Raw genomic sequence first — 23,810 nt, forward strand, 5'->3', positions numbered from 1 at the left:
TGGCGAAATCTGTTATCAAAGATTCGCAAAACAGCATCTTCCGGACTTTCGGTCTTTACTGACTTTCGGACTTCAAAAAACTCATGGAATAACGAATTTTTTCTATTACTTTCAAGGTTCAAAAATTTAAGGATCAGGATAACGTAAATGCAGCTTACTAAGTTAGAAATCAAGGGGTTTAAAAGCTTTGGCGATAAGATAACTATCAACTTTAACGAGGGTGTAACTGCAATTGTGGGGCCTAACGGCTGTGGGAAATCAAACGTTGTGGATTCGATTCGCTGGGTGTTGGGCGAACAAAGCACCCGGATGCTTCGCTCCGAGAAAATGGACAACGTTATTTTTAACGGTACCAAAAGTCGCAAGGCTGCCAACTTAGCCGAAGTTTCCTTAACGTTCGACAATACAAAAAATATCCTTCCTACTGATTTTTCGACAGTAACCTTAACACGCAGGCTTTACCGTACTGGCGAAAGCGAATACCGTTTGAACGATGTACAATGTCGCCTAAAGGATATCACCGACTTGTTTTTAGATACCGGGATAGGCGCTGATTCTTATTCCATCATCGAGCTGAAAATGATCGATGAGATCATCACCAACAAGGAAGGCTCGCGCCGTAACTTGTTCGAGGAGGCATCCGGGATTTCCAAATATAAGCTCCGCAAAAAGCAAACCTTCAATAAACTAAAAGATACCGAAGCCGACCTGGAAAGGGTGGAGGACCTGCTTTTTGAAATAGAAAAGAACCTTAAAACGCTTGAAAACCAGGCAAAAAAAACGGAACGCTATTACCAGATCAAGGAACAATATAAAGCACTGAGCATTACGCTGGCTTCATTCAGGATCGCCTCGTTCAGCGAGTCGTTGAGCAGGATAGAGGAGCAGGAGCAAAAGCATAAGGAAGGGAAATCGGGCATTGTAACCCAGATTGATACCCTCGAAGCTTTTTTGCAACAGCAAAAGCTGGATAGCCTCACCAAGGAGAAAAACCTTTCGGTTCAGCAAAAGGCAACCAACGAATATGTTTCAAAAATTCGCGCCTACGAGAGCGAGAAGAAAATAAAGAACGAGCAGCTGAAGTTTCAGCAGGATAAAGAAGCCCGGTTAACCGAAGAACTGGATCGCGATAAGACGCAGTTTAACCACGTACTTTACAACATCAAGCGACTATCCGAAGAGAAATTACAGGAAGATGAGAACCTCGAAGCGGTAAGATCGCAGGTAGCAGATTTGAAGGAGGCGGTTGATGAATTGCGTGCCGAACAAGCCGAAGCAAGGAATGAACTGGCTGAATTAACCAATATCAACACCCGGCTGCAAAACCAGGCTTATAAGGCAGAAAAGGACCTTGATATCCTGAAGATCCAGGAGCAGGCATTGGAGCAGGAGGGGCAGCGTAACATGGAGGACGCTACCAATAAGGAGACTGAACTCTCCCATTTTAACGTCGCGGTTGATGGCTTGCAGGAACGTGTTGAAGTAGCTGAAAAAGACTTTAATACAATTGTTGATTTTGAAGCGAAACTGCAGGAACAGATAAAATCGACAGAAACAGAGCTAAATACCATACAGGAATCCATTATCCGCGAAAGCCGTAAGCTGGATGCCAAGCAAAACGAGTACAACCTTACCAAAAGTATGGTTGATAACCTGGAGGGTTTTCCCGAATCCATCCGGTTTTTAAAGAAGAATACGGAATGGTCAAAAAATGCGCCGCTTTTTAGCGATGTGCTGTTTTGTCGCGAGGAATACCGGATCGCCATAGAAAACTACCTGGAACCGCTGATGAACCACTACGTGGTTGAAACTTATAATGAGGCCATAAAGGCGATCAATTTATTAAGTAAGGCGGCGCAGGGACGGGCGCAGTTTTTTGTGTTAAGCAGCTATGAAACAACGCAAAACTTTTCTGAGAAGTTAGAACTGGACGGAGCCATTCCTGCACTGAATGTGGTTGAGGTTGAAAGGCAATACCAGCCGCTTTGTGAACATCTGCTCAAAAATGTCTACCTGGTTAATGACGAAAACGACAATGCGCTGAACAATACATCATTGCCCGAGGGCGTAGTTGTCATTGGCAAAAGCGGTAAGTTCAATAAATCAAAACACGCAATGGCGGGTGGTTCGGTTGGCTTGTTTGAGGGTAAGCGGATTGGCAGGGCAAAAAACCTTGAAGCGTTGTTAAAGGTTATCAAGCTGATTGATGTGGAGGTAAATGATTTTAAGGCACGCTTCGACACTTTGCACAACAGGCTTGCTGAACTGAAGGCGTCGGGTAAGGCGGCCGAGATTAAACAAAAACAAAACGAGCTTAATCTGCTGAATACTGAACTGGTTACCGTTAAAACCCGGCAGGAACAATATCAAACGTTTATTGAAAATAGCCTGAACCGCAAGGAGGATATTGCCCGTAAAATAGCCAGCATAAAAGAAGAAACACTGGCATTGATTCCGCAATTAGAGGAATTAAAGGAGCAAAAACAAACCCAGGCCGAGCTTTTCGCCGAAAAACAGCTAGCGTTTAACGAACTGAATGAATTTGTATCGGTAAAATCAAACGCTTATAACCAGGAAAATATCCGCTTTCATCAGCAGCAAAATAAAGTGTCGGGTCTTCTGAAAGATTTGGACTACAGGGAATCGCAAAAGGAAAACCTGGAAGGCCGGATAAAGAACAATAGTGAAGAACTTGAAAAAGTAAAGCTGGCGATACAGGAAAACCTGCAGCAATCGGATAACTCAGACGATGATCTGCTGGAGATGTATGAGCAAAAGGACCTGCTTGAAAAGGCTACCCAGCAAGCAGAGCAGGAACATTATGCATGGCGTGGGAAGATCAGCGAAACTGAAGAGGAAATCACTGCGTTACGCCGCAAAAAGGACAACGCTGAGTTAATAGAGAATGAGTTAAGGGACGAAAGGAATAACCTGAAGCTGGAACTGAATGCCTTAAAGGAAAGGCTCTCTGTGGAGTTCAATATCGATATCCAGGATTTGCCCGAAACAGAAGTTGGCGAGGGTGAAAATGAGCATGAAATTCGCGATAAGGCCGAGAAGCTGAAAAAGCGGCTGGATGAGTTCGGAGCGATCAACCCGCTGGCTGTTGAGGCATACAACGAGATGAATGAGCGTTACACCTTCATCCAGGCACAGAAAAAGGACCTGAGCGATGCAAAGGCCTCCTTATTGGCTACCATACAGGAAATTGACGATACCGCCAAGGAAAAGTTCATGACCTCGTTTACATTGGTACGTGAGAATTTTATAAAAGTGTTCCGGTCCTTGTTTAACGAAGAGGATTCCTGTGACCTCATCCTTAGTGACCCATCGCGCCCGCTTGAGTCTGATATTGATATCATTGCAAAGCCAAAAGGCAAGCGGCCACTATCAATAAACCAGCTATCGGGTGGTGAAAAGACACTTACAGCCACGGCCATCTTATTCTCGCTTTACCTGTTGAAGCCTGCTCCATTCTGTATTTTTGATGAGGTTGACGCGCCGCTTGACGATACCAACATCGATAAATTCAACAACATTATCAGGGCGTTTTCAAAAGAGTCGCAATTTATAGTTATCTCTCACAATAAAAGAACCATAGCGAGCACCGACATTATTTACGGCGTAACCATGGTTGAACAGGGTGTTTCAAGAGTTGTTGCTGTTGACTTACGCGAACTGGTTGATTAAATATCCCACAAATACTTAATAATTCCCTTTAATCTATTTGCCCTAAAAAATAAGGGTGATAAAAAAGCAGTTTGCTTTAATTATCACCCTTTAAATCATTTTAAGCTTTCGCGTTATTTATGGGTAACCTTTGTAATTGTGACTTTCCTGTTAAAGATCATTCCATTGAACGTCTTTCTTACCCGGTTTTTATTTAAAGCCGCCGCATGCCTCAAACCGTAACCCTGATTGGCAGACGCTGCCAGGCTTTGCGTGACCTTCGTTGGCATAGAATAGGTATTTAGCGTAATATAATTTATTATGTGGCTTAACATTGGGTCATTACGATCGCCAAAATCAAACCTGTAATCGTCATAAATTTGATAGCCGTTGTATCCGCCAACACCAGGTGTCATCCCGGCGTAGTAGCCACCTTTTCCCGCTGAATTCACAGTTGCAAATTGAGGGTTGTACATTACATAATTTCCAATGTTAAGGCCGAAAAAACCTACGGGTTTGCCATAAGTAGTGTCGCCAACCAACTGTACATTCATTAAAGGCCGCAGGTTATTTATAGTAAGCTCACTTGCCGATGCGGTATTCGGGCCTACCATAAAAAATACCTTTTGTAAATTCAATGAGCCGGTATTTGAAAAATTCACAGTATTAGTTGCAACAAGTTGTGCAATAACATCTGCCAGGGTATAGGGGCCTTGTCCGTCATTGTATACCTGGTTTTTTAATAACGGATCTTTTCCATTTGTTAAATTACTGTTATATGTTGTACTGTACATTAATGATGTGGTACCAGGGGGAGCTATTAAATTATCAAGGTATTCCGCAGTTGAAACATAACCTCCGCCATTGTAACGTAAATCCACCACAAGGTCGGTGATAGCGCCAGAACCAAATGTTTTAAACGCTGCATCCAATTTTGGCTGGGCATTATCAGTAGAAGTGAACGTATTAAATGCCAAATAACCAAGCTTGTGTCCTCCACCCAAATCAAGTACGGTATCCTTTAATACCGGGTTAACTGTATAGGCAAGATTGGACATGCTCACAGTAGCCGACGTTCCATTCAGTTTTGTAACGGTCATCGATAAAGTAGTGCTACCAAAAATGGCATTATATACCAAATTATTATGCGCACCTGTTCCCGAACCATAGCCGGAGCCATCGTAAGAGATATTGGTATTTCCGTTGATTGCAGTGATCTCGCACCCACGGGTTAAACCCTGCGATGCCGCAGCTGAGCCCGGGTATACGTAAAGTATGAAAATCTTTACGGTATTGATAGCCGTCTGCTCATACCCGTAATCAAAACCATAATCACTTTTATTTCCGTTCAAAGCGCCTGTTTCGGTTCCATCATCAATAAAAGAATATTTGGCAGATCCCGGGTTATAAATACTGTACTCATAAGGCTTATTTGTTGCCGGGTTAATTGCGTACTGAGACAGCGCGTCCATTTCGGTTTGTAGCGAAGCAAACTCTGTTCCGCTGGTATAAGAGCGCGGATTAAAGCTGCTATACGAAGGGAGCTGCGTATTCCAAAAATAATCTTCTTTTGAATAAAGAAAAATTGAATCCCTAACGAGGTCGATTGCGGATGCGGTTGTCGTTCCGCTAGGCGTAGTTTTCTTGTCCTTCTTGCATGAAGCGAACAATCCGGGTAACAAAATAATAGATAGGTAAAATATTTTTTTCATATCAATGAGCGTAAAGTTTTCTAAGTGAACAGTTTATTAAATGTTATTAAACGAAAATAAGGTAGCTATGGTATGATGCTCTATAACAAAAACTCGTTTGCATTGATGCAGTCAATCCCGCTTGCCTCCGCACAAAGTTTGTCGATCTCAGCGTTTTCAATCATTACCAGGTCGCGCCTCTGCAAGTTATGATCTTTTATCAGAATATCAATAATATCAGGCTCTGGTTTTGGCGTACTTTCCTCGGTAAAATAAACCGTTAGGTATTGTTCAAGCCCATGCCATTCGGTTTGCTTAATTTTATTCAGTTGCTGCTCCGGGTTGCCGTTTGTAACGATGAAGATCTTTTTTCGATCTACTACAATATCCTGGAGCAGGGTAAGCATATTTTGAAAAAGCAACAGTTTTAAGGGCAGCTTTGCTGTTATTAACAAATGTTTTAAGTTAGCCCTGAACTTCTCATCAATATTGAACTTCTCTTTCAGCCTGTCAAAAACAAACTCCTTACCTTCATTTATATACGTGTTTACCATTAGCTCGGTTGTCTGTTTGGCATCAATTAGTTCGGTGTATTCTAACATCGCCGAAAACAGGTAATAAACCTGGAATAGGTAATCCTTTTCCGGATATAGCACATTATCCAGTTCAAATATAAATGCCTGTTTACGGCTGTCGATATTTTGGTAGTTCATAGTTGATAGTTCATTGCAGCTTCAGGGTATATTGCTTTGTGACTATAATCTTTTAAATTTGTTTACAAAGATAAGGAAGCCAATTTAATTGACCATGAATGCACTTGCTAAAAAGCTACAGGTAAAACCCGGGAAACGCTGGCTGTTTTATAACGCGCCGGACAATTATCTCACTCAACTTGAACCATTGCCAGACGGAGTTGAAGCCATATTTGATTTGGATGGGGAGTTTGATGGCGTGCAACTATTCGTAAAAAATAGCGATGAATTAGCGGATACCCTTCCGGTTGTAGTTCCGGTATTAAAGCCCGATTCAATTTTCTGGATCACTTATCCAAAGAAAAGTTCGGGCATAAAGTCCGACCTGGAAATGATGGGCAATTGGGATATCGTCGGTAAATATGGCTACAACGGTGTATCCGCAGCTGCCGTTGATGATATCTGGACCGCCCTGCGCTTCCGTCCAATCGGGCAATCAAAGGTATCGGAATCCCGTAACGAAGCCATCAAGGGAAATAACGAGTACGCCGATTATATCGACGTAGATAACAAGCAGGTTAAGCTACCTGCTGATGTTGAGCAGGCACTGACGCCTAATGCTGCAGCAATGGCTTTCTATCAATCCTTATCCTACAGTAACAGGAAGGAATATGTGGTTTGGATATTGTCGGCAAAACAGGAGAAGACGAGGAATGAACGGCTGGAAAAAATGATTGAAAAGTTGCAGGCCGGGAAAAAGAACCCGTCGGAAAAATAAATACAAATACGTTGCAAAAAGGGAGAGCATAACATGTTCTCTTTTTTTATGCCTAAATATATTTTCAATTTTATTTTGTGTAACCAAATGGTTTCGCATATATTTGTAACCGAAAGGTTTCATATAACCTTATTTTATGCGCAGAGATGTTTTCCAGGCAATTGCCGATCCAACACGCAGGGAGATTATAGGTTTATTGGCTAACCGGCAAATGAACTTAAATTCCATTGCCGATAATTTTGATATAAGTCGCCCTGCAGTTTCAAAACACATAAAAATTTTAACCCAGTGCGGGCTAATTACTATAAAGCAGGATGGGAGGGATAGGTATTGTAAGGCCAATTTTACCAAACTGAATGAAGTATCAGATTGGGTTGAGCAATACCGCAAATTCTGGACGCAAAAATTAGATGCCCTTGGCGATTTTCTTGACAACGAAACCAATACAAACAATAATATTAAAGCCTGATTTTATGAAAAGCGAACCGGTTATAGTTGAACGCACCTACAATGCCCCCGTCGAAAGGGTATGGCATGCACTAACTGACGTTGAAAAAATGCGCCAGTGGTATTTTCCGCAGCTTGTTGAATTTGAACCTGAGATAGGTTTTGAAACCGAGTTTGATGTTCCGCATAATGGCAGAAACTTTTTGCATATCTGGAAGATAACCGAAGTGGTTCCGAATAAAAAGATTAGCTATGAGTGGAAATTCGGGGGCTATGCCGATAGCTCGCTGGTGAGTTTTGAATTATTTGCCGATGATGATAAAACCAAAATTATTGTAACACACCATAATCTTGAGGCTTTTAATAAGAACAATGATCCCGACCTTGAAAGAAATAATTTTGTTGAGGGATGGACACATTTTATAGGTACGGCATTGAGAGAGTATGTTGAACAAGAAAATGAATTATAAATAATAAACCTCAATTTATATGGAAACAGCGCCTTTTGTAATTGAAAGAACTTATAAAGCACCCGCCGACAGGGTTTGGCAGGCCATTACCGATAAAGATAAAATGAAGGAATGGTATTTTAAGCTGGATGAGTTTAAGCCGGAAGTTGGCTTTGAGTTCCGGTTTTCAGGCGGATCGGAGGAAAAGCAATACCTGCATATTTGTAAAATAACAGAGGTTTTACCCGGGAAGAAGCTTACCCACAGCTGGCAATATGATGGCTACCCCGGTGAATCGTTTGTTACATGGGAGATCTTTGATGAGGGCGATAAAACCAGGGTAAAACTAACCCATACCGGGTTGCATACCTTCCCGCAGGTAAGCAAGGATTTTTCGCGAGAAAGCTTTACAGCAGGATGGACCTATATTGTTGGAAAATCTCTCCTGGAATACGTGGAGAAATAACAACCGTAGAGACACAATACTTTGTGTCTGTGTATTGTGTCTCTACCTTTTTCTTATTTTTGCATGGATATGCAGCAACAGTCAAATAACAAGCTTCACGGCAAAACACTGGAAATGATTTTGAATGCTTTGGTGGCCCACTACGGTTGGCCTGAATTGGGCTACCAGATCCGCATTAATTGTTTTTTGGATAACCCAAGCATAAAATCAAGCTTAACCTTCCTGCGTAAAACACCATGGGCGCGCAAAAAAGTAGAGGATTTGTATTTGAATAGCCCGATAGATTAAACAATGTCATTGCAGCGCAGCACCTCGTAGCTATACAGAGCGATCGGAAAAGTCTGCTACTTTTATGGAGGACATGCATTGCTACGAGGTTGCTTCGTCGTTCCTCCTCGCAATGACAAGATTTTTATAGCTTTCGGCTTTTACCTTTCAGCTTTAACCACCTCCTCTTACCCGTGCTTTTTCTTCATATTCATCTTTGCCTTAACCCCTGAACTATAGTTATAAGTCTTTGAATTTTCGGGCTTTTTCTGATGAAAGGCTTCGCCGGGAGCAGGTTGAACTACCTTGCTTTTTGCGGGTTTCTTTTCTTCAGCAACAGATTCTTTTTTATCCTGCTCAATAACCAGATCATCAGGCAGATCACCAAGCGGGATTTTTTGACCGATGGTTTGCTCAATTCGTCTTACCGCAGTAAGTTCCAGATCCGTAGTAAAAGTTATCGCCAATGTTTCGTCTTCGGATGAAGTACTGTTATTGATCACTCTTTTGATAAACGTTTCTTTTTCTTCCGGTAATTCAAAATGGATCAGGAACGGGATGTTTTGCAAATCCAGCGCTTCCTCAGGTTCACCGCATACGATCAGGATTCGGGTATTGGCCGATTTTTTAAAATCTTCAATATCGGGGATGCTGTTCAATTCAATCGTCCACGAGTTTAAAATCGCAACTGAATTATTCTGACGGTTTTGCAACGTTTTGCAGAGCTTTTCGGCAGTATGGCGGGTATTTACAAATACTACTGTTTTGGTGAATAGCTCGCTATCCTGCATAAATAAATTCAGCAGGTTTAGCTTGGTGATGAAATTCGGTACGTGGTATAATAACTGCGGATGCGTTTCCAGTTTGCTCTCTGCAATTTCCTCCACCTCAACAGTGGTCGCGGATTGCATAAAGGGACTGATCATCTTTTCCAACTTATCGTGCATTACTTCGGTGAACACCAGGTGCTGGCATTTGGTGATGCTGTTGGCAAGTTCAGCAACGGGTAATTGCAGGCCTTGTTTTACGATCAGGTCTGCGTCATCGATAATTAACAACTCGATTTTATTAAGGTTAAGGCCAAGTTTTAGGTAGATGGCGCGTGCCCTGTCGGGCGTAGCAACAACTACGTCGGCGCCGTCTGCCAAAGCATCCATTTGTGCTTCGGTACCCAACGCAGGGTATAAGCCGACTATAGACATTTGTTTGTTTTTACCAAAATGCTCCAGCCCGCTGATAACAGCTAACACGTCATCCTTAGTGGGCACCAGGATCAACACCAAAGGCACACCATCCGAATTGTATTTTATCCGGTTTAAAACTGCTAAAGTATAGGTAGTAGTTTTACCACAGCCTTCGGGGCCGACAACAATAACATCCTGGCCGCCGTAAATACGTGCCAATGTTTTCTGCTGCACCTCTTTAGGGCTGTTATAGCCTGCTTCGGTTACGGCTCTTATTAATTGTTTACTAAGCTTTAATTTTTCTGACCACGACATCCTGTAATATTAAAAATCCTAAGGGAGCGCAAAATTACCCTTTTTATAGCTTATTTTCAGCTATTTAATATAATCAGCGTTTTTAGGGCGATTAAACTGCCTGCCAATCAGCATCAACGGCATTTTTTAGCATCGCTGTAAAGGTTGTCGCCGGGGGAATATCAAGGTAAGGATAAGTGACCTTCGACAGGTAAAGCCCCTGCGGATAAGCCGGAATAATGATCTTGGGAGTTTCCCTGCTGATGAGGTGGTGTTCAAATTCGTCGACGCTCATTTTCCCTTCGCCAATATCCAGTAACCTGCCAATTATTATTCTCACCATCTTACTCAAAAAACGATTAGCCGAGATCTGGAACCTGATCTTATCACCATTGTTGCTAACAAACAGGCTCGCTGAGGATACATTGCAAATAGTATGGTCATTCCTGTCCGGCATTTTGCAAAAGCCCCGGTAGTCGCTGTACAGGGGCAGCAAGGCAACTGCCGACTTCATTTTATCAAGATCAAGTTTTGGATCAAGGTATAGGGAACTGAAGTTTGTTAAAAAAGGGTCTTTATAAGTATGGATAAAATAATCATAGCTCCGCTGGACTGCATCAAACCGTGCATGAGGGAGGCCCTGCATCGGGATGATCTCAAAAACAGCAATGTCATCAGGCAGGATCTTATTGAGCCGGAAGAGAAATTCATCACTTAGTTCCTGGTCAATATCAGCATGAAAAAAGAACTGACTGGCATGTACCCGTGCATCGGTACGCCCGCAGCCGTTAATATTTACTACGGTCTTTAATAATTTGCCAAGTGTAGTTTCCAAAACCTCTTGCACGTTCAACACACCCGGATGTTTTTGCCAGCCGCTATAGTTTGTGCCATGATAGGCTATGTGGAAGAAGTAACGCAAGGGAGGGATTTACGAATTAGTTATAAGCGATGCATATTGAAGACATTGATCAATATCTTCTTTTTCCAAAGCCGGGTAATGTTCAAGGATTTCTGCTTTGCTCATACCATTGGCAGTAAGATTAAGCACTATTGATACCGTTATACGCATACCACGTATGCAGGCTTTGCCATTCATAACGTTTGGATCAGATGTAATTCGATCTATAGTTAGCATAGAGTATTTTTCTGTAAATTAGGGTCTTATATATACTTCGGCCAAATTTAAGTAATTATGAAGGAATTGATAGGCCAATTAGCGTTAATAACGCATGTGCTTACTTGCCTTTATCATTAATATAGATAACTGTTTGTTTAAATAAATTACATTAAATTTGTATGACGGAAAAGTAGGACTCTAAGTGCATACTTTTTCCTTCCAAAATAGTTTGTATGAAATATATCTTAGAAATAGAGGTTGCCGGTGGCGAAGCCACGTTTGTGGAAAAGTTTTTAAAGAATATCTCTTTTGTAAAAAAGGTAAAGGCCGTTGCATCCAATGAAATTACCAATCCCGCTATTTTGCAGAGCATCGAAGCCTACGAAAATGGTTCTGTGAAACCAACACCACTTAATTTAGCCGAATTAAAGTCGATGATTAATGCGTGAACTCCATTTTATGCCTAAAGCCTGGCAAGACTTGGGATGGTGGGTGAAAAATGATTTAAAAGGCGTAAAAAAGATTCATAGTCTTTTAGAGAGTTGTTGCAAAACGCCTTTCGAAGGGATTGGCCAACCCGAGCCTCTTAAGGCTAACTATTCAGGCTATTGGTCACGGCGAATCAATTTGGAACATCGAATTGTTTATAAAGTAGAAGAACTTAAAATTGTTGTACATTCTCTTCATGGACACTACCAGGATTAGAAATATAACTTTCATAAAGTTTAATCGTTAATGAATTTAACCAAAGCATGCTTTAATTGTTCAACAACAACTTCCACGTCTTCTTTTTGGGGATGAGTGTCCTTGGTGGTTAAGGTCTGGCCGATAATATAGGAGTAATTTAACCCCAGGCTTGTTGCAAGAATCCTATAGCTGCTATCGTGATAATGCTCTGTATAGATTTCAAAAATCTTTGTTTTTGAATTAGAGAAATAGAGGTTTGCAAACCCGGCGCCATGAAGTCCTGCAACGAAACCTGCCGAGGCAAATAAATCAATTTGTTGCAGCATATTCATTTCTTCGAGATAATATATTTCAAAGCCTAATTCAGAAAAAAGCAGGTTGACTTCTTTTTCATTTACTAGTTTTCTATGATTTGCCTTATCTCTTGAAATGTAAATTTTTCTCGTGCCTGATTTGTTGTTTTTTAATAAATTGATTTTATCGCGGTACACATTTACTATCCACGAGGGGCTCCATAGTTTTTGATAGCCTTCGAAACCTCTGTAATGTACTTTATTCCAATTATTTATAAAATCAGGGACAATAAGGGTTTTAATTTGAAGTAAGAAATTACTATTTGCAGGAATAATTCTATCTGCTGTTATTCCCAAAAGATTTAACATTTCCATTTGGAAATTCAGATGATTGGAAATGATATAAAATTCAGGCTTGTAGCTTGATTTTTCCAGCAGATAAAACCTTGCCAAACATTCGGTTAAAAAGTGATAATAGTTATTCTCTAACCCGGATAAAGACAAATGTGCTACCACAGCATCTATCTTTCTTTTTTTTGATCTGAGGAATATTAATTTACTTTCGCCAATTTTCGGATTTTCTTTTTGAGCGGTAAATTCAAGTATAACCTGCTTGTTTTTGGAGAAAACTTCTTCACGGTTAGTAAAGCAAAAAGCATTGTTAAAAGATCTTACATATAAAGGCGGCGTTTTAATATCATAACAGGAAAAACCGCTATGGGAGCAATTGAAAGCATCTTTAAATTCCGGCATGTGGAATTTTCCTTCAGGAAAAATAATTTGCTCGTCGGTTGCTTCGTCTTTAGCTTTAACAGGTTTAATGGTTCCGAAAAATAAATTTTTAATCTTTTTTTTGTACAATGTAGCTTTACTCATTTCACATATTTAGAAGCGGACTAAAAATGATACGTAATTTACGTAACCATAAATTTTCATTTTTGTCGACTTTAACGCAAAAGACGGCTAAAAATACTTGACAAACCATAGATGTGTAAACAAAAAAACCGAATAGCCTTCGCCATCCGGTTCCTATTGTGTGATTGATTGATTCTTTTTAGTCTGGGGATATACTTCCCTAAATCATCCGCACATCTGCATATCCACGCATCCGCACATTAGAAAACCTGCTCAAACTGGTTCACTGCATCCTTACTTTCAAGGATAGAATGTCCCATCAGGAATTCGTCTACCTTGCGTGCAGCCTCGCGGCCTTCTGAGATAGCCCAAACTACTAAGGATTGTCCCCTGCGCATGTCGCCGGCAGCAAATACTTTACTCACGTTGGTTCGGTAAGCGCCTTCGGTAGCTTTAACATTTTTGCGCCCGTCGAGCTCAACGCCAAGACTTTCGATCATGCCTTCGTATTGTGGGTTCAGGAAGCCCATTGCAAGGAACACCCTTTGACAAGGGATCTCACGTTCTGAACCTTCCTTAATAGTTTTAGTAACCGGGCGACCCATCACATCATTCTCCCATGATACGTCGATAACTTTTAATGCTCTTAAATTGCCGTCTTCATCACCTAAAAACTCTATGGTTTCAATTCCCCAATGCCTGTCGGCACCTTCTTCGTGGCTGCTGGTTGTTTTCATCAGCATAGGGTAGGTTGGCCATGGCATGTGTTCGGTACGTTGCACAGGCGGCTGCATCATCACCTCGAATTGTTTGATTGATCTGGCCTGCTGGCGGTTTGAAGTGCCCACGCAATCAGAACCGGTATCACCACCGCCAATTACGATAACATCCTTGCCGGTGGCTATGATCTCTTCAGCCTTAACTTCAATATTGCTTACACGCTTATTTTGCTGTTTTAAAAAGTCCATCGCAAAATGGATACCCTTTAATTCCCTGCCGGGGATATTTAGGTTGCGCGGGATGGTTGATCCACCTGCCATGATAACAGCATCGTTATTACGTACCAGCTCATCGGCAGAAATATCCTTACCAACTTCAGTATTGTATTTAAATTCGATACCGTCTTTTTCCATTACCTCAACACGGCGCTCAACTACCCATTTTTCCAGTTTGAAATCAGGAATACCGTAGCGTAATAAGCCACCTGCGCGGTCGTCGCGTTCGTAAACGGTTACCGCGTGCCCGGCCTTTACCAATTGTGCGGCAGCAGCCAAACCTGCGGGACCTGAACCTACCACAGCTACCTTTTTGCCTGTTTTAATAAGCGGGGCTGTTGGCTGTACCAGGTTTTTTGAATAAGCAATCTCAATGATGTGCTTTTCAATTTCCTCGATAGCAACCGCTGGTTTATTAATTCCCAGCACGCAAGCCGACTCGCACGGAGCAGGGCAGATCCTGCCGGTAAACTCCGGGAAATTATTGGTTGATGAAAGAATGTTGTATGCTTCTTCCCAATTTTTACGATACACTGCATCGTTAAATTCAGGGATGATATTACCCAGCGGGCAGCCTGAATGACAGAACGGAATTCCGCAATTCATACAGCGTGCCGATTGCTGGTTAAGTTTTTCGTCAGTATAGGAGTGTACAAACTCATTGTAGTTTTTAACACGCTCTGCAACCGGTGTTTTGGCTGGAAGTTCCCTGTTAAACTCCTGGAATCCTGTAGGCTTTCCCATTAGCTGATAGTTTGATATTGTAATTTCTCTAAAACTTTTTTATACTCTTTTGGATATACCTTAACAAATTGAGTAGCTGCTGTATCCCAATTCTTGAGTAAGGTTTGCGCAACCTTGCTGCCTGTTAAATGAACATGCTTGTGCAATAGCGTAATTATTTGTTCCTGGTCCTGTAGCGATAGCGGATCAAGATCAACCATCTCCATGTTGCAGTTTTCGCTGAATGTGTTGTTAGGGTTATACACCCATGCAATACCGCCGCTCATGCCTGCCGCAAAGTTTCTGCCTGTTTCGCCAAGGATCAGCGCACGGCCACCTGTCATGTATTCGCAACCGTGATCGCCAATACCTTCAACAACTGTGGTAGCACCGGAGTTACGTACAGCGAAACGTTCGCCTGCCATCCCGCGGATAAATACCTCACCTGATGTTGCACCGTAAAGTGCTACGTTGCCGATGATAATGTTATCCTCTGGTGTAAATGTTGCTTTTTCAGATGGATAGATCGCCAGTTGCGCGCCCGAAAGGCCCTTGCCTACGTAGTCATTGGCTTCGCCTTCCAGCTCAAAGGAGATTCCTTTGGTAGTAAATGCGCCAAAGCTTTGACCAGCCGATCCTTTGAACTTAAAGTTGATGGTATTGTCAGGCAACGCTGCTGAGCCGTATAATTTCGAGATCTCGTTTGATAACAAAGTTCCTATAGTACGGTCAACGTTTCTCACATCGAAAGAAGCGAATACCGGGGTTTTATCTTCAAGCGCTTGTTTAGCAGCTTCCAATAGCTTCCAGTCAAGGATATCGGCCATGCCGTGATCCTGCTTTTCGCTATTGTATAAGGTAACGTCTTTTGGATTATTTACCGGGTGTAAAATGCCTGAAAGATCGATCTTTTGCGCCTTCCAGTTTTTAAGCCCGTCTTTCACTTTCAGGAACTGAACGCGGCCAACCATTTCGTTAATGGTACGGAAGCCAAGCTCAGCCATAATTTCGCGAAGCTCTTCAGCCATAAAGCGGAACAGGTTCACTACGTGCTCAGGTTTGCCCGAGAATAGCTTCCTTAATTCAGGATCCTGGGTAGCAACACCAACAGGGCAGGTATTCAGGTGACACTTGCGCATCATGATACAACCGCCTGCAACCAGTGCAGCAGTAGCAACACCCCATTCTTCGGCACCCATTAAAGCTGCGATTGCTAAATCCCTACCAGTTTTTAACTGGCCATCCGTTTGCAGCACTACACGGCTGCGCAGTTTATTGCGTACCAGTGTTTGGTGGGCTTCGGCAAGGCCAAGTTCCCACGGCAATCCTGCATGTTTTACAGAGCTGATAGGGGACGCGCCTGTACCGCCATCATAACCGGCAATCAATATTACGTCGGCGTGTGCTTTTGCCACACCGGCCGCTATAGTTCCTACGCCTGCCTTCGATACCAGCTTTACGTTGATGCGTGCGGCGCGGTTAGCGTTCTTAAGGTCGAAGATCAGCTGTGCCAAATCCTCGATAGAATAAATATCGTGGTGTGGTGGCGGCGAGATCAAACCAACGCCAGGTGTTGAGTGACGGGTTTTTGCGATCCAGTCGTCAACCTTATGGCCCGGCAACTGCCCGCCTTCGCCCGGTTTTGCACCTTGCGCCATTTTTATCTGCAATTCGTCGGCGTTGGTAAGGTAATTTGAAGTTACCCCAAAACGCGCGGATGCTACTTGTTTGATAGCTGAGCGCATCGAATCGCCGTTAGGCATTACCTGGTAACGCATTTCGTCCTCACCGCCTTCACCTGTATTGCTTTTGCCGCCGATACGGTTCATGGCAATAGCCATCGTGCTATGCGCCTCGTGCGAGATCGAGCCAAAGCTCATCGCGCCCGTTGCAAAGCGCTTCATGATATTTTCGGCCGGTTCAACCTCGTCCAGTGAGATCGACTCACGATGATGCGCAAAGTCAAGCAAGCCACGGATGGTGAAGTGTTTTTCGCTCTGCTCGTTTATCGCCTTAGCATATTCCTTATAAACCGAATAGCTGTTGCTGCGGGTTGCGTGTTGTAGCAGGTGAACAGTGGTTGGGTTGAACAAATGTTGTTCACCACGGCGCTTCCATTGGTAGATACCGCCTTCAGGCAATAAATGTACCCCGGTTTTTGAACCGCCGAAACCGATCTTGTGTTTACAAAGCGATTCGCGGGCAATTTCATCAAGGCCTAAACCGCCGATGCGGGTTACCGCTCCGGTAAAATATTTATCTACAACAGTTTTGTTTATACCAAGGATCTCAAACACCTGCGAACCATGGTATGATTGCAGCGTTGAAATTCCCATTTTCGAGAAGATTTTCAGCAAGCCATCGTTAACCGATTTTACATAGTTTTTTTGCAGGTATTTTAAGTCAAGGTCAGTTTCCAGGCTGCCGTTATTCTTTAACGTTTCAATGGTCGAAAGCGCCAGGTATGGGTTAATTGCAGTAGCACCAAATGCAAGCAAGCAGGCAAAGTGGTGAACTTCCCAGGTATCGCCGGTTTCAACAACCAATCCTACAGCACCGCGGCGTCCACTCCTGATCAAATGGTGATGTACCGCAGATACCGCCAGTAACGACGGGATAGGGGCGTGCTCCGAATCAATTGCACGGTCAGAAAGGATCAATACCTCAAAACCATCATCAACCGAATCCTCTGCATAGCGGCAAAGCCTTGCAATACCTTTTTCCAGCGAACCCGGCATGCCATCGGCATTGTAATAGGTTTGCAGGGTTTTGGCATGGAACATACCGGTATCAATACTTCTTAATTTCTCCAGCTGGTGGTTTTTAAGGATAGGGTGCTTTAACACCACGCAATGGCAATGCATTTTATCCTCGTCCAGCAAATTGCCGTTATTGCCTATAAAGGTTGATAAACTCATTACCAAACGCTCACGAATCGGGTCGATAGGCGGGTTGGTAACCTGGGCAAAAAACTGTTTGAAATAGCTTGATAGGTGTTGTGGCTTGTCAGACAGAATTGCAAGCGGCACATCAGTACCCATTGAGCCTATTGGTTCCTTGCCATCTAAAGCCATCGGCTTAATAATGGTGTCGATATCCTCGCGGGTGTAACCGAATACCTGTTGGTAACGGAATACGGCAGATTCAGAAAGGCTGGCGAATGCCAAACGCGGTTCAGCCAGTTCACCTAATTGAATCTTATAGTTTTCAAGCCAGCGGCCATATGGCTGTTTGCCGGCTATCTGGTGTTTAATTTCGTCGTCGGTTATGATCTTCCCTTTTTCGGTATCGATCAATAACATTTTGCCGGGTTGTAAGCGGCCCTTGCGCAATACCAGGCTCTCATCAAGGTTAAGCACACCGGCTTCTGAAGCTGCAATAACGCGGCCATCATTGGTGATCACAAAACGCAACGGACGAAGGCCATTTCTATCCAACAAAGCGCCTACCAATTTACCATCGGTAAAGGTAATAGCAGCAGGGCCGTCCCATGGTTCCATTAATGTAGCGTGGAACTCGTAGAATGCCTTCTTAAGCGGATCCATCTGTTCGTTGCCATCCCATGCTTCAGGCACCAGCATCATCATTACATGCGGCAATGAACGGCCGGTATGCAGCAGAATCTCAATTATATTGTCAAGACAGGCTGAGTCAGACTGATTGTTGTCAATCACCGGCAGTAGCATCTCCATTTCCTCGTTGGTAAAATAGGCCGACGCATACGACTTTAAGCCGGAGTAAAACCAGTTTAAGTTACCGGTAAGCGTGTTGATCTCACCATTATGGGCGATCAAACGGAATGGCTGGGCCAGCTTCCATGACGGGAAGGTATTGGTTGAGAACCGCGAGTGGATCATGGCGAAGCCTGATGCGATGCGCGGATCGGCCAGGTCGCTAAAATATTGACGCAACTGGTATGTGGTCACCTGCCCTTTGTAGACAATTGTTTTGCAGGATAACGAGGTAAAATAAAAATGTTCGCTAGCTGCTGCAATATTTTCAGTAACCGTTTTGTTGATGTAGCGCCTTAATATGTACAGCTTACGTTCAAAATCATCAGCATTGGTAATGTTATGCGGGCGTTGAATAAAGATCTGCTCCACATTAGGCTCCGCTTTCCGGGCAGTTTCGCCTATAACAGATGAGTTAACGTTTACTTTACGATATCCCAGGGTATGTAGTCCCAGTTTTTCAACTGCGTTATCAATAACAACTTTGCATGCTTTTTTTAGTGCCGATTCCTTAGGGAAAAATATCATCCCCACGCCGTACTCACCCGGTTCAGGCAGGCTGATCTCCAGGTCGGAGCATTCCTCCATAAAAAATTCATGGGGCAGTTGTATCAAAATCCCCGCGCCATCGCCCGAATCGGGATCGCATCCGCATGCACCGCGGTGCTCCATGTTTTCGAGCATGGTAAGCGCGTCGCTAATTGTCTGGTGACTTTTATGACCGTTAATGTTAGTTATAAATCCGGTACCGCACGAGTCGTGTTCAAATTCTGGCCGGTAAAGGCCCTGTTGGCTTTCAGCTTGATCCATTGTAAATAATAAAAGTTTATAAATGGTGCAACTACGAAATTACAAATTACAGGAATGAATTAAAAATATCTTAAAATTTTTAAATTTTTCTAAATAATATAATATTTATAATGCTTTAAATTAATAATTTGGCAATATATACAAACTAATATTGCTATTTTGGAAATTAAGTACCGGTGTTTTACGATCGTCTGTGGTAAAATAATCTCCACTAGCTCTATCTGTAAAAAGAATTTCGCTTTTGTTTAAAACGGATTGACAGATATAAATTGCTTTTAGAAGAATATTTTTTAGTTTTAAATGGTAATAAAATATAGTGTACTAAACCTTAAAAACTAAATGAGGAAACTAATTTTCGTGTTGCTGATTACGGCAGTCTGTGGCGTTTTAAATAAAGCATCTGCCCAAAATCAATCCATAACTGACTCCATAAAGCGGGTAAGGGCCACTCAACAGAGGATAGACGACATAACCCTTGCATTAAAAAACAATGGTACGCAGATAACCGGAAAAGCTAACATGTATGTGTTTTTAGGTAACGAAGAAGTAACCCTTAAACATTATGGTAAGGCAATAATTGATTACAGCAATGCACTTGCAGTAAATCCTAATTTAGGATTGGCGTACCTAAGCAGGGGGGATGCTTACAGATTTCAGAAAGATTTTCAGAAAGCTGAAGCTGATTACAAACATGCGGTAGATCATTTAAATGGCGATAACATTAACCAGGGAATTGCCTACTATTACCTGGGCATGTTTGCACTCAAAGCAAAGCAATTTGATAAAGCAATGGCTGATGATTCAGTAGCTATTGCTTTGAACCCTAATTATGCTCCCGCTTACAGGGCGCGGGCAGATCTGTATGGTTTTAAAGGTAAATTTCAGCTTGCTATAAATGATATTAGCGTAGCCATGTACGGGTACCAGAATAACCCAATTCTTTTGTCGTCGCTACTTACCACAAGGGGCGATTTGAAACGCGACTTAAAGCAATATAAAGAAGCCATCAACGATTATTCGCTGGCTTTAAAACTTAATCAGAATAACGGTCATGCTTATTGGAACCAGGCAGCCTGTTATAACGTCAATGGCGATTATCAATTGGCTTTTGATGGGTACAATAAAGCAATTCCGTTTTTTAAGAATAGCCCGTCAGCATTGGCGCGGCTTTATGACGACCGCGCATTAATGGAAATGGGCCTGCAAAAATACAGGGAGGCTATTGCCGACGACTCCCTGGCAATTTTAACCGATACCAGTTATGCCGCGGCCTATATCAACAAAGGTAATGCACATGCACAAAATGCTGATTACAAGCAAAGCAATGAAGATTTTGAAAGGGCGATTCTGCATTTCAGAAATAATAAATTCGCGCTGGTTTTTATATATACCAGCATTGGGCACAATAATTATTTTTTGAATGAATATCAAAACGTTATTGATAACTGCTCAAAAGCAATAGCATTTAATATACCAAACTGGAACTCTTATTTTGAACGGGGACGCGCTTATTTGAAGTTGAACAACAAGGAACTTGCCATAAACGACTTTAAACAGGTGATGGTGGTTGATACCTCAAAGCAATCGGCAGAATATGCGTTTGCGTTGTTTTACACCGGCAACCCTGATAAAGCGGTTGAGGTAATGCAAAACAGCTTCCTGAAAACTACCAACTCGTTTGTTTTGCTAGGTGATTATTATAATATGGCATGTTTGTTTTCAATAATGAACAAGCCGGAACAGGCTGAAATCTATCTTAAAAAATGTATCGACGGCGGCTACAATAAAAAATACGCCCTTACTGATTCAGATTTCGACAATATCAAGAACACGGAAGAATTTAAGAATATTATTGCAGGTAAATAATGCCAAGGGCCTTTATTGAAATACCCGGCTTTTTTCGCGCCAGCCGCGGCAAACATCACTTATATCATTTCAGTATCATTTAAGATTGCCGTCATAAACAATCAAATAGAAAAGCCGTTGATTGGTAATAAAACCAATCAACCACAAGATGACTACCATACCAGAGATAGCAACCCGATTAGCGTCGTTATGCAACGAACTTAAATTTGTTGAAGCTTATACCGAATTATATGCTGATGATGCAGTCAGCATCGACCCAAACTATAAGAACGAGCCTTTTACCGGTCTTCATAATTTAATTGAAAGAGAAAAGCAGTTTCTGGCAAATGTTGAGATTCATGATGTTAAAGTGTCAGAAGGCATTTTTGCAGGAAATTATTTCAGTGTGATCTTTTCTATGCACTTTACGCCAAAGGGACAGGAAAGCAAGATGATAGAGGAACTCTGCGTTTACAAGGTTGAAAAAGGCAAGATTGTGAGCCAGCAGTTTTTTATCGGGTAAGTTAGAGCTTTATTTACGGCGATATTGGAGTATGCCATGAACATGTGTAATTATGTTTCAGACTATTCGTTGGAAAGCAAAATTCCTATGCTGTTTCAATGTTATTTAAAATAAGGGGCCCGAAAAGTCCCGCTTCATTTATACCAGGTTATGCGTCCGCGCGAGCAGTAGATTATATATAAAAAAGGGGCCTGCAGAAACCTGCAGAACCCCATTATTATCCCACTCAAACACAACTCCTAAATTAGTTAGTAACGATAACTACCGCTGTTTTCATCATTGAATGAACAAGGCAATGGTAGCTAAAGGTACCAGTAGCATTAAATGTAAAATTAAATGTCTTGTTTGTTGCAAGGGTGCCGCTGTCAAATGCGCCATTTAAATCCGTAGCGGTATGTGGCGCTGAATCCATATTTGTCCAGGTTACTGACTGTCCTGATTTAATGCGCACAGTGTCCGGAACGAATGCGAAATTTGAAATGGCAACTGTTGCCGAAGGTGTTGATGGCGTTGGATTTACCTTCGCCTTGTTTGACGAGCAGCTATAAGTTAGTGATAGGCCTGCCAGCACTATAAATGATAAATAAATTAGCTTCTTTTTCATAAGATGAATGTTTTGTACAATAAATATTTCTTTAACAGTATCACGGGGTAAAAGCAGAAAAGGTTGCCCGTCGCAATAATTTATTTCAAAGTAATTAATCAGGAGGTTTCGGCCGACACACAATACGTAGTTTTACGTATCAGATTGGGTGTAATTACGATATTCGTACATCTAACGTTGATTTATTTTTACAGCACCTGGTTAACTTAACATAATTGAAATGGCTGTACGAATAATTTGTATTAAAAAAGATGAGCAAACCGACGGAAATCCCTACCTGGCAATAGATCACTTTGAATGGGTTAATGAACGGATAAACGTGAATGGAGTGACAGACAGATCGCAGATCCACGATTGGATAAAGGACGGTAACGGCGAAGCCTATATTATTGATGCTAACGGGAATAAAATTTACCTGATACCTGCCGTTTGTCCGCAGGGAAATAAGTACGTTAAAACGGTACACGATGAGGATAACACAGATAACCTGCTGTTACTGCCATTGTGTGAATGAGGGAAAGCTATTTATTCCAGGTGTTAAATGGATTTACTGACAGGTTGGAATTGTAATACCTTGCGTCCATGCTAACCTCAACAGCAACCCATTCGGGTAGCTCAAATGCTTCGTCTTCGTGCTGCAATTCGATCTCCGCTGTAATAAGTCCGGCATTGTCGCCATAAAATTCATCCACTTCCCATAGTTTACCGGCAAAATCAATGCAGTATCGGGTCTTCTCAACTTGCGAAATGGCGAAGTTATCTAACAGTTCGATGCCATCTGCCACCGGTATTTCATATTCAAACTCTTTACGGGATATACCGGATGTACCACCTTTAATGGTAATAAATGCCCGGGTATCAGCTACGCGAACTCTAAATGTACGGTTCTTTTCATTTAGCAAATACCCTTGTCGGAAATACGTGCCTGCCGACTTTGGTGCCTTGCTCCATTTCTCGTGATCAACCAAAAATTTACGCTCTATTTCAATTCCCATAATATGCTGTCTGCTGAACGGCAAATGTATTAAACAATTGCGATGCCAATAGACTGCGATTGTATATTATCAGTTTTAAAATTTGTATTTTATTTATTAAATATTACATTTATTAAAAACTTAAATACTTCATACAATGGACGTTTCACGCATTAATTGGCTCGCTACAATAGTAGCAGGGCTTTCCGCTTTTATGGTTGGCGGTATCTGGTATTCAAAATCTTTATTTGGTAATGCATGGATGGTAGATAGCAACCTTACCGTTGAGCAAATACAAGGCGGCAATAAGGGCAAGATCTTTGGCTTTACAATTATATTCTCATTAATAATGGCGGTTAACCTGGCAATGTTTTTAGCCGACGCAAAAACAGATTTGGCATGGGGGACAACTGCAGGCTTCCTTGCAGGTATCTGGACCTTTGGCGCAATAGCTATCCACAGTTTATTCGAGCTGAAAAGCTGGCGTTACATATTCATAAACGGGGGATACAGCCTGGTGTCTCTTACCGTAATGGGCGCTATTATCGGGGCGTGGCGGTAGTTAGGTCAAAAGGGTTGTAGTGGTTGTAAGCGTTGTAAAGGTTTCAAATTATTGAACTTTATACCTTTAACTACTACAACGTTTACAACCACTACAACTTTTATAACCATCCTCAAATAATAATTACCATCTTCCATTAAACTTAATAGTT

Annotated in this window: 22 protein-coding genes; 12 read left to right on the forward strand and 10 right to left on the reverse strand. The window is 42.1% G+C overall.

Annotation, left to right across the window (positions count from 1 at the left end; genetic code table 11):
* Positions 1–147: 147 nt before the first annotated feature.
* Positions 148–3,690, forward strand: coding sequence for a chromosome segregation protein SMC (smc, locus tag KXD93_RS05750; protein ID WP_258135951.1), 3,543 nt, complete (start codon positions 148–150; stop codon positions 3,688–3,690).
* A gap of 113 nt (positions 3,691–3,803) precedes the next feature.
* Here the strand turns inward: smc and KXD93_RS05755 are convergent, their stop codons facing one another.
* Together KXD93_RS05755 and KXD93_RS05760 are read right to left on the reverse strand one after the other, a co-directional pair.
* Positions 3,804–5,381 carry a S41 family peptidase gene (locus tag KXD93_RS05755; protein ID WP_258135953.1) on the reverse strand — a complete coding sequence of 526 codons (1,578 nt, stop codon included), beginning with the start codon at positions 5,379–5,381 and terminating at the stop codon, positions 3,804–3,806.
* A gap of 80 nt (positions 5,382–5,461) precedes the next feature.
* On the reverse strand, positions 5,462–6,073 hold the full coding sequence (locus KXD93_RS05760; RefSeq protein ID WP_258135954.1) for an HAD family hydrolase: 612 nt from the start codon (positions 6,071–6,073) through the stop codon (positions 5,462–5,464).
* Between the two features lie 94 nt (positions 6,074–6,167).
* Here KXD93_RS05760 and KXD93_RS05765 point away from each other — a divergent pair, with 94 nt between their 5' ends.
* The 5 genes from KXD93_RS05765 (at position 6,168) to KXD93_RS05785 (ending at position 8,480) form a co-directional block, all read left to right on the forward strand.
* Entirely contained in the window at positions 6,168–6,830 is a 663-nt protein-coding gene (locus tag KXD93_RS05765) for a YdeI/OmpD-associated family protein (RefSeq protein WP_258135956.1), read from the forward strand.
* A 136-nt stretch (positions 6,831–6,966) separates the two neighbouring features.
* Positions 6,967–7,299, forward strand: coding sequence for an ArsR/SmtB family transcription factor (locus KXD93_RS05770; protein WP_258135957.1), 333 nt, complete (start codon positions 6,967–6,969; stop codon positions 7,297–7,299).
* Positions 7,300–7,303: 4 nt separating this feature from the next.
* Positions 7,304–7,747 (forward strand): SRPBCC family protein, encoded by a 444-nt coding sequence (locus KXD93_RS05775; RefSeq protein ID WP_258135958.1) that lies wholly within the window; start codon positions 7,304–7,306, stop codon positions 7,745–7,747.
* A gap of 19 nt (positions 7,748–7,766) precedes the next feature.
* Positions 7,767–8,192 (forward strand): SRPBCC family protein, encoded by a 426-nt coding sequence (locus KXD93_RS05780; RefSeq protein WP_258135959.1) that lies wholly within the window; start codon positions 7,767–7,769, stop codon positions 8,190–8,192.
* Between the two features lie 69 nt (positions 8,193–8,261).
* On the forward strand, positions 8,262–8,480 hold the full coding sequence (locus tag KXD93_RS05785; RefSeq protein ID WP_373417347.1) for a VF530 family protein: 219 nt from the start codon (positions 8,262–8,264) through the stop codon (positions 8,478–8,480).
* A 167-nt stretch (positions 8,481–8,647) separates the two neighbouring features.
* On the opposite strand, the gene KXD93_RS05790 is transcribed toward KXD93_RS05785, so the two are convergent.
* The 3 genes from KXD93_RS05790 to KXD93_RS05800 form a co-directional block, all read right to left on the reverse strand.
* The gene (locus KXD93_RS05790; RefSeq protein ID WP_258135961.1) at positions 8,648–9,958 is read right to left on the reverse strand and encodes a DEAD/DEAH box helicase; all 1,311 of its coding nucleotides are present in this window, start codon (positions 9,956–9,958) and stop codon (positions 8,648–8,650) included.
* 91 nt (positions 9,959–10,049) lie between these two features.
* On the reverse strand, positions 10,050–10,859 hold the full coding sequence (locus KXD93_RS05795) for a tRNA pseudouridine synthase A (RefSeq protein WP_258135962.1): 810 nt from the start codon (positions 10,857–10,859) through the stop codon (positions 10,050–10,052).
* A 9-nt stretch (positions 10,860–10,868) separates the two neighbouring features.
* A complete protein-coding gene (locus KXD93_RS05800) occupies positions 10,869–11,075 on the reverse strand; it encodes a DUF433 domain-containing protein (protein ID WP_258135963.1) in 207 nt (68 codons plus the stop codon).
* 215 nt (positions 11,076–11,290) lie between these two features.
* Between KXD93_RS05800 and KXD93_RS05805 the strand changes: the two genes are divergently transcribed.
* Both KXD93_RS05805 and KXD93_RS05810 read left to right on the forward strand, forming a co-directional pair.
* On the forward strand, positions 11,291–11,506 hold the full coding sequence (locus KXD93_RS05805; protein ID WP_258135964.1) for a hypothetical protein: 216 nt from the start codon (positions 11,291–11,293) through the stop codon (positions 11,504–11,506).
* Positions 11,499–11,762, forward strand: coding sequence for a Txe/YoeB family addiction module toxin (locus KXD93_RS05810; RefSeq protein ID WP_258135965.1), 264 nt, complete (start codon positions 11,499–11,501; stop codon positions 11,760–11,762). The genes KXD93_RS05805 and KXD93_RS05810 overlap by 8 nt, the downstream gene beginning before the upstream one ends.
* 20 nt (positions 11,763–11,782) lie before the next feature.
* On the opposite strand, the gene KXD93_RS05815 is transcribed toward KXD93_RS05810, so the two are convergent.
* From KXD93_RS05815 to gltB, 3 genes are all read right to left on the reverse strand, one after another.
* Positions 11,783–12,913: a glycosyltransferase family 61 protein gene (locus KXD93_RS05815; RefSeq protein WP_258135966.1), complete on the reverse strand. Its 1,131-nt coding sequence runs from the start codon at positions 12,911–12,913 to the stop codon at positions 11,783–11,785.
* A gap of 239 nt (positions 12,914–13,152) precedes the next feature.
* Positions 13,153–14,631 (reverse strand): glutamate synthase subunit beta, encoded by a 1,479-nt coding sequence (locus KXD93_RS05820; protein ID WP_258135967.1) that lies wholly within the window; start codon positions 14,629–14,631, stop codon positions 13,153–13,155.
* Positions 14,631–19,151: a glutamate synthase large subunit gene (gene gltB / locus KXD93_RS05825; protein ID WP_258135968.1), complete on the reverse strand. Its 4,521-nt coding sequence runs from the start codon at positions 19,149–19,151 to the stop codon at positions 14,631–14,633. Before gltB ends, KXD93_RS05820 begins: the two co-directional genes overlap by 1 nt.
* A 339-nt stretch (positions 19,152–19,490) precedes the next feature.
* Between gltB and KXD93_RS05830 the strand changes: the two genes are divergently transcribed.
* Together KXD93_RS05830 and KXD93_RS05835 are read left to right on the forward strand one after the other, a co-directional pair.
* Positions 19,491–21,017, forward strand: coding sequence for a tetratricopeptide repeat protein (locus KXD93_RS05830; protein WP_258135969.1), 1,527 nt, complete (start codon positions 19,491–19,493; stop codon positions 21,015–21,017).
* A 148-nt stretch (positions 21,018–21,165) separates the two neighbouring features.
* Positions 21,166–21,519, forward strand: coding sequence for a nuclear transport factor 2 family protein (locus KXD93_RS05835; RefSeq protein ID WP_258135970.1), 354 nt, complete (start codon positions 21,166–21,168; stop codon positions 21,517–21,519).
* A 244-nt stretch (positions 21,520–21,763) separates the two neighbouring features.
* On the opposite strand, the gene KXD93_RS05840 is transcribed toward KXD93_RS05835, so the two are convergent.
* On the reverse strand, positions 21,764–22,123 hold the full coding sequence (locus KXD93_RS05840) for a plastocyanin/azurin family copper-binding protein (protein WP_258135972.1): 360 nt from the start codon (positions 22,121–22,123) through the stop codon (positions 21,764–21,766).
* Between the two features lie 220 nt (positions 22,124–22,343).
* Between KXD93_RS05840 and KXD93_RS05845 the strand changes: the two genes are divergently transcribed.
* Positions 22,344–22,637 carry a DUF3892 domain-containing protein gene (locus tag KXD93_RS05845; protein ID WP_258135973.1) on the forward strand — a complete coding sequence of 98 codons (294 nt, stop codon included), beginning with the start codon at positions 22,344–22,346 and terminating at the stop codon, positions 22,635–22,637.
* 7 nt (positions 22,638–22,644) lie between these two features.
* Here the strand turns inward: KXD93_RS05845 and KXD93_RS05850 are convergent, their stop codons facing one another.
* The gene (locus KXD93_RS05850; protein ID WP_258135974.1) at positions 22,645–23,118 is read right to left on the reverse strand and encodes a CYTH domain-containing protein; all 474 of its coding nucleotides are present in this window, start codon (positions 23,116–23,118) and stop codon (positions 22,645–22,647) included.
* Positions 23,119–23,254: 136 nt separating this feature from the next.
* Here KXD93_RS05850 and KXD93_RS05855 point away from each other — a divergent pair, with 136 nt between their 5' ends.
* Positions 23,255–23,659 carry a DUF1761 domain-containing protein gene (locus tag KXD93_RS05855; RefSeq protein WP_258135976.1) on the forward strand — a complete coding sequence of 135 codons (405 nt, stop codon included), beginning with the start codon at positions 23,255–23,257 and terminating at the stop codon, positions 23,657–23,659.
* The last annotated feature ends 151 nt before the right edge of the window (positions 23,660–23,810 follow it).

This window comes from Mucilaginibacter phenanthrenivorans (assembly GCF_024721155.1).
Lineage (GTDB): Bacteria > Bacteroidota > Bacteroidia > Sphingobacteriales > Sphingobacteriaceae > Mucilaginibacter > Mucilaginibacter phenanthrenivorans.

Bases quoted from the DNA above. Each gene is read 5' to 3' on its own strand.
- KXD93_RS05775 (WP_258135958.1), top strand. From the start codon at position 7,304: ATGAAAAGCGAACCGGTTATAGTTGAACGCACCTACAATGCCCCCGTC.
- KXD93_RS05850 (WP_258135974.1), bottom strand. From the start codon at position 23,118: ATGGGAATTGAAATAGAGCGTAAATTTTTGGTTGATCACGAGAAATGG.
- KXD93_RS05755 (WP_258135953.1), bottom strand. From the start codon at position 5,381: ATGAAAAAAATATTTTACCTATCTATTATTTTGTTACCCGGATTGTTC.
- KXD93_RS05800 (WP_258135963.1), bottom strand. From the start codon at position 11,075: ATGCTAACTATAGATCGAATTACATCTGATCCAAACGTTATGAATGGC.
- KXD93_RS05835 (WP_258135970.1), top strand. From the start codon at position 21,166: ATGACTACCATACCAGAGATAGCAACCCGATTAGCGTCGTTATGCAAC.
- KXD93_RS05810 (WP_258135965.1), top strand. From the start codon at position 11,499: ATGCGTGAACTCCATTTTATGCCTAAAGCCTGGCAAGACTTGGGATGG.
- KXD93_RS05820 (WP_258135967.1), bottom strand. From the start codon at position 14,631: ATGGGAAAGCCTACAGGATTCCAGGAGTTTAACAGGGAACTTCCAGCC.
- KXD93_RS05790 (WP_258135961.1), bottom strand. From the start codon at position 9,958: ATGTCGTGGTCAGAAAAATTAAAGCTTAGTAAACAATTAATAAGAGCC.
- KXD93_RS05785 (WP_373417347.1), top strand. From the start codon at position 8,262: ATGCAGCAACAGTCAAATAACAAGCTTCACGGCAAAACACTGGAAATG.
- KXD93_RS05805 (WP_258135964.1), top strand. From the start codon at position 11,291: ATGAAATATATCTTAGAAATAGAGGTTGCCGGTGGCGAAGCCACGTTT.
- KXD93_RS05840 (WP_258135972.1), bottom strand. From the start codon at position 22,123: ATGAAAAAGAAGCTAATTTATTTATCATTTATAGTGCTGGCAGGCCTA.
- KXD93_RS05765 (WP_258135956.1), top strand. From the start codon at position 6,168: ATGAATGCACTTGCTAAAAAGCTACAGGTAAAACCCGGGAAACGCTGG.
- KXD93_RS05760 (WP_258135954.1), bottom strand. From the start codon at position 6,073: ATGAACTACCAAAATATCGACAGCCGTAAACAGGCATTTATATTTGAA.
- gltB (WP_258135968.1), bottom strand. From the start codon at position 19,151: ATGGATCAAGCTGAAAGCCAACAGGGCCTTTACCGGCCAGAATTTGAA.
- KXD93_RS05780 (WP_258135959.1), top strand. From the start codon at position 7,767: ATGGAAACAGCGCCTTTTGTAATTGAAAGAACTTATAAAGCACCCGCC.
- KXD93_RS05815 (WP_258135966.1), bottom strand. From the start codon at position 12,913: ATGAGTAAAGCTACATTGTACAAAAAAAAGATTAAAAATTTATTTTTC.
- KXD93_RS05855 (WP_258135976.1), top strand. From the start codon at position 23,255: ATGGACGTTTCACGCATTAATTGGCTCGCTACAATAGTAGCAGGGCTT.
- KXD93_RS05845 (WP_258135973.1), top strand. From the start codon at position 22,344: ATGGCTGTACGAATAATTTGTATTAAAAAAGATGAGCAAACCGACGGA.
- KXD93_RS05770 (WP_258135957.1), top strand. From the start codon at position 6,967: ATGCGCAGAGATGTTTTCCAGGCAATTGCCGATCCAACACGCAGGGAG.
- smc (WP_258135951.1), top strand. From the start codon at position 148: ATGCAGCTTACTAAGTTAGAAATCAAGGGGTTTAAAAGCTTTGGCGAT.
- KXD93_RS05830 (WP_258135969.1), top strand. From the start codon at position 19,491: ATGAGGAAACTAATTTTCGTGTTGCTGATTACGGCAGTCTGTGGCGTT.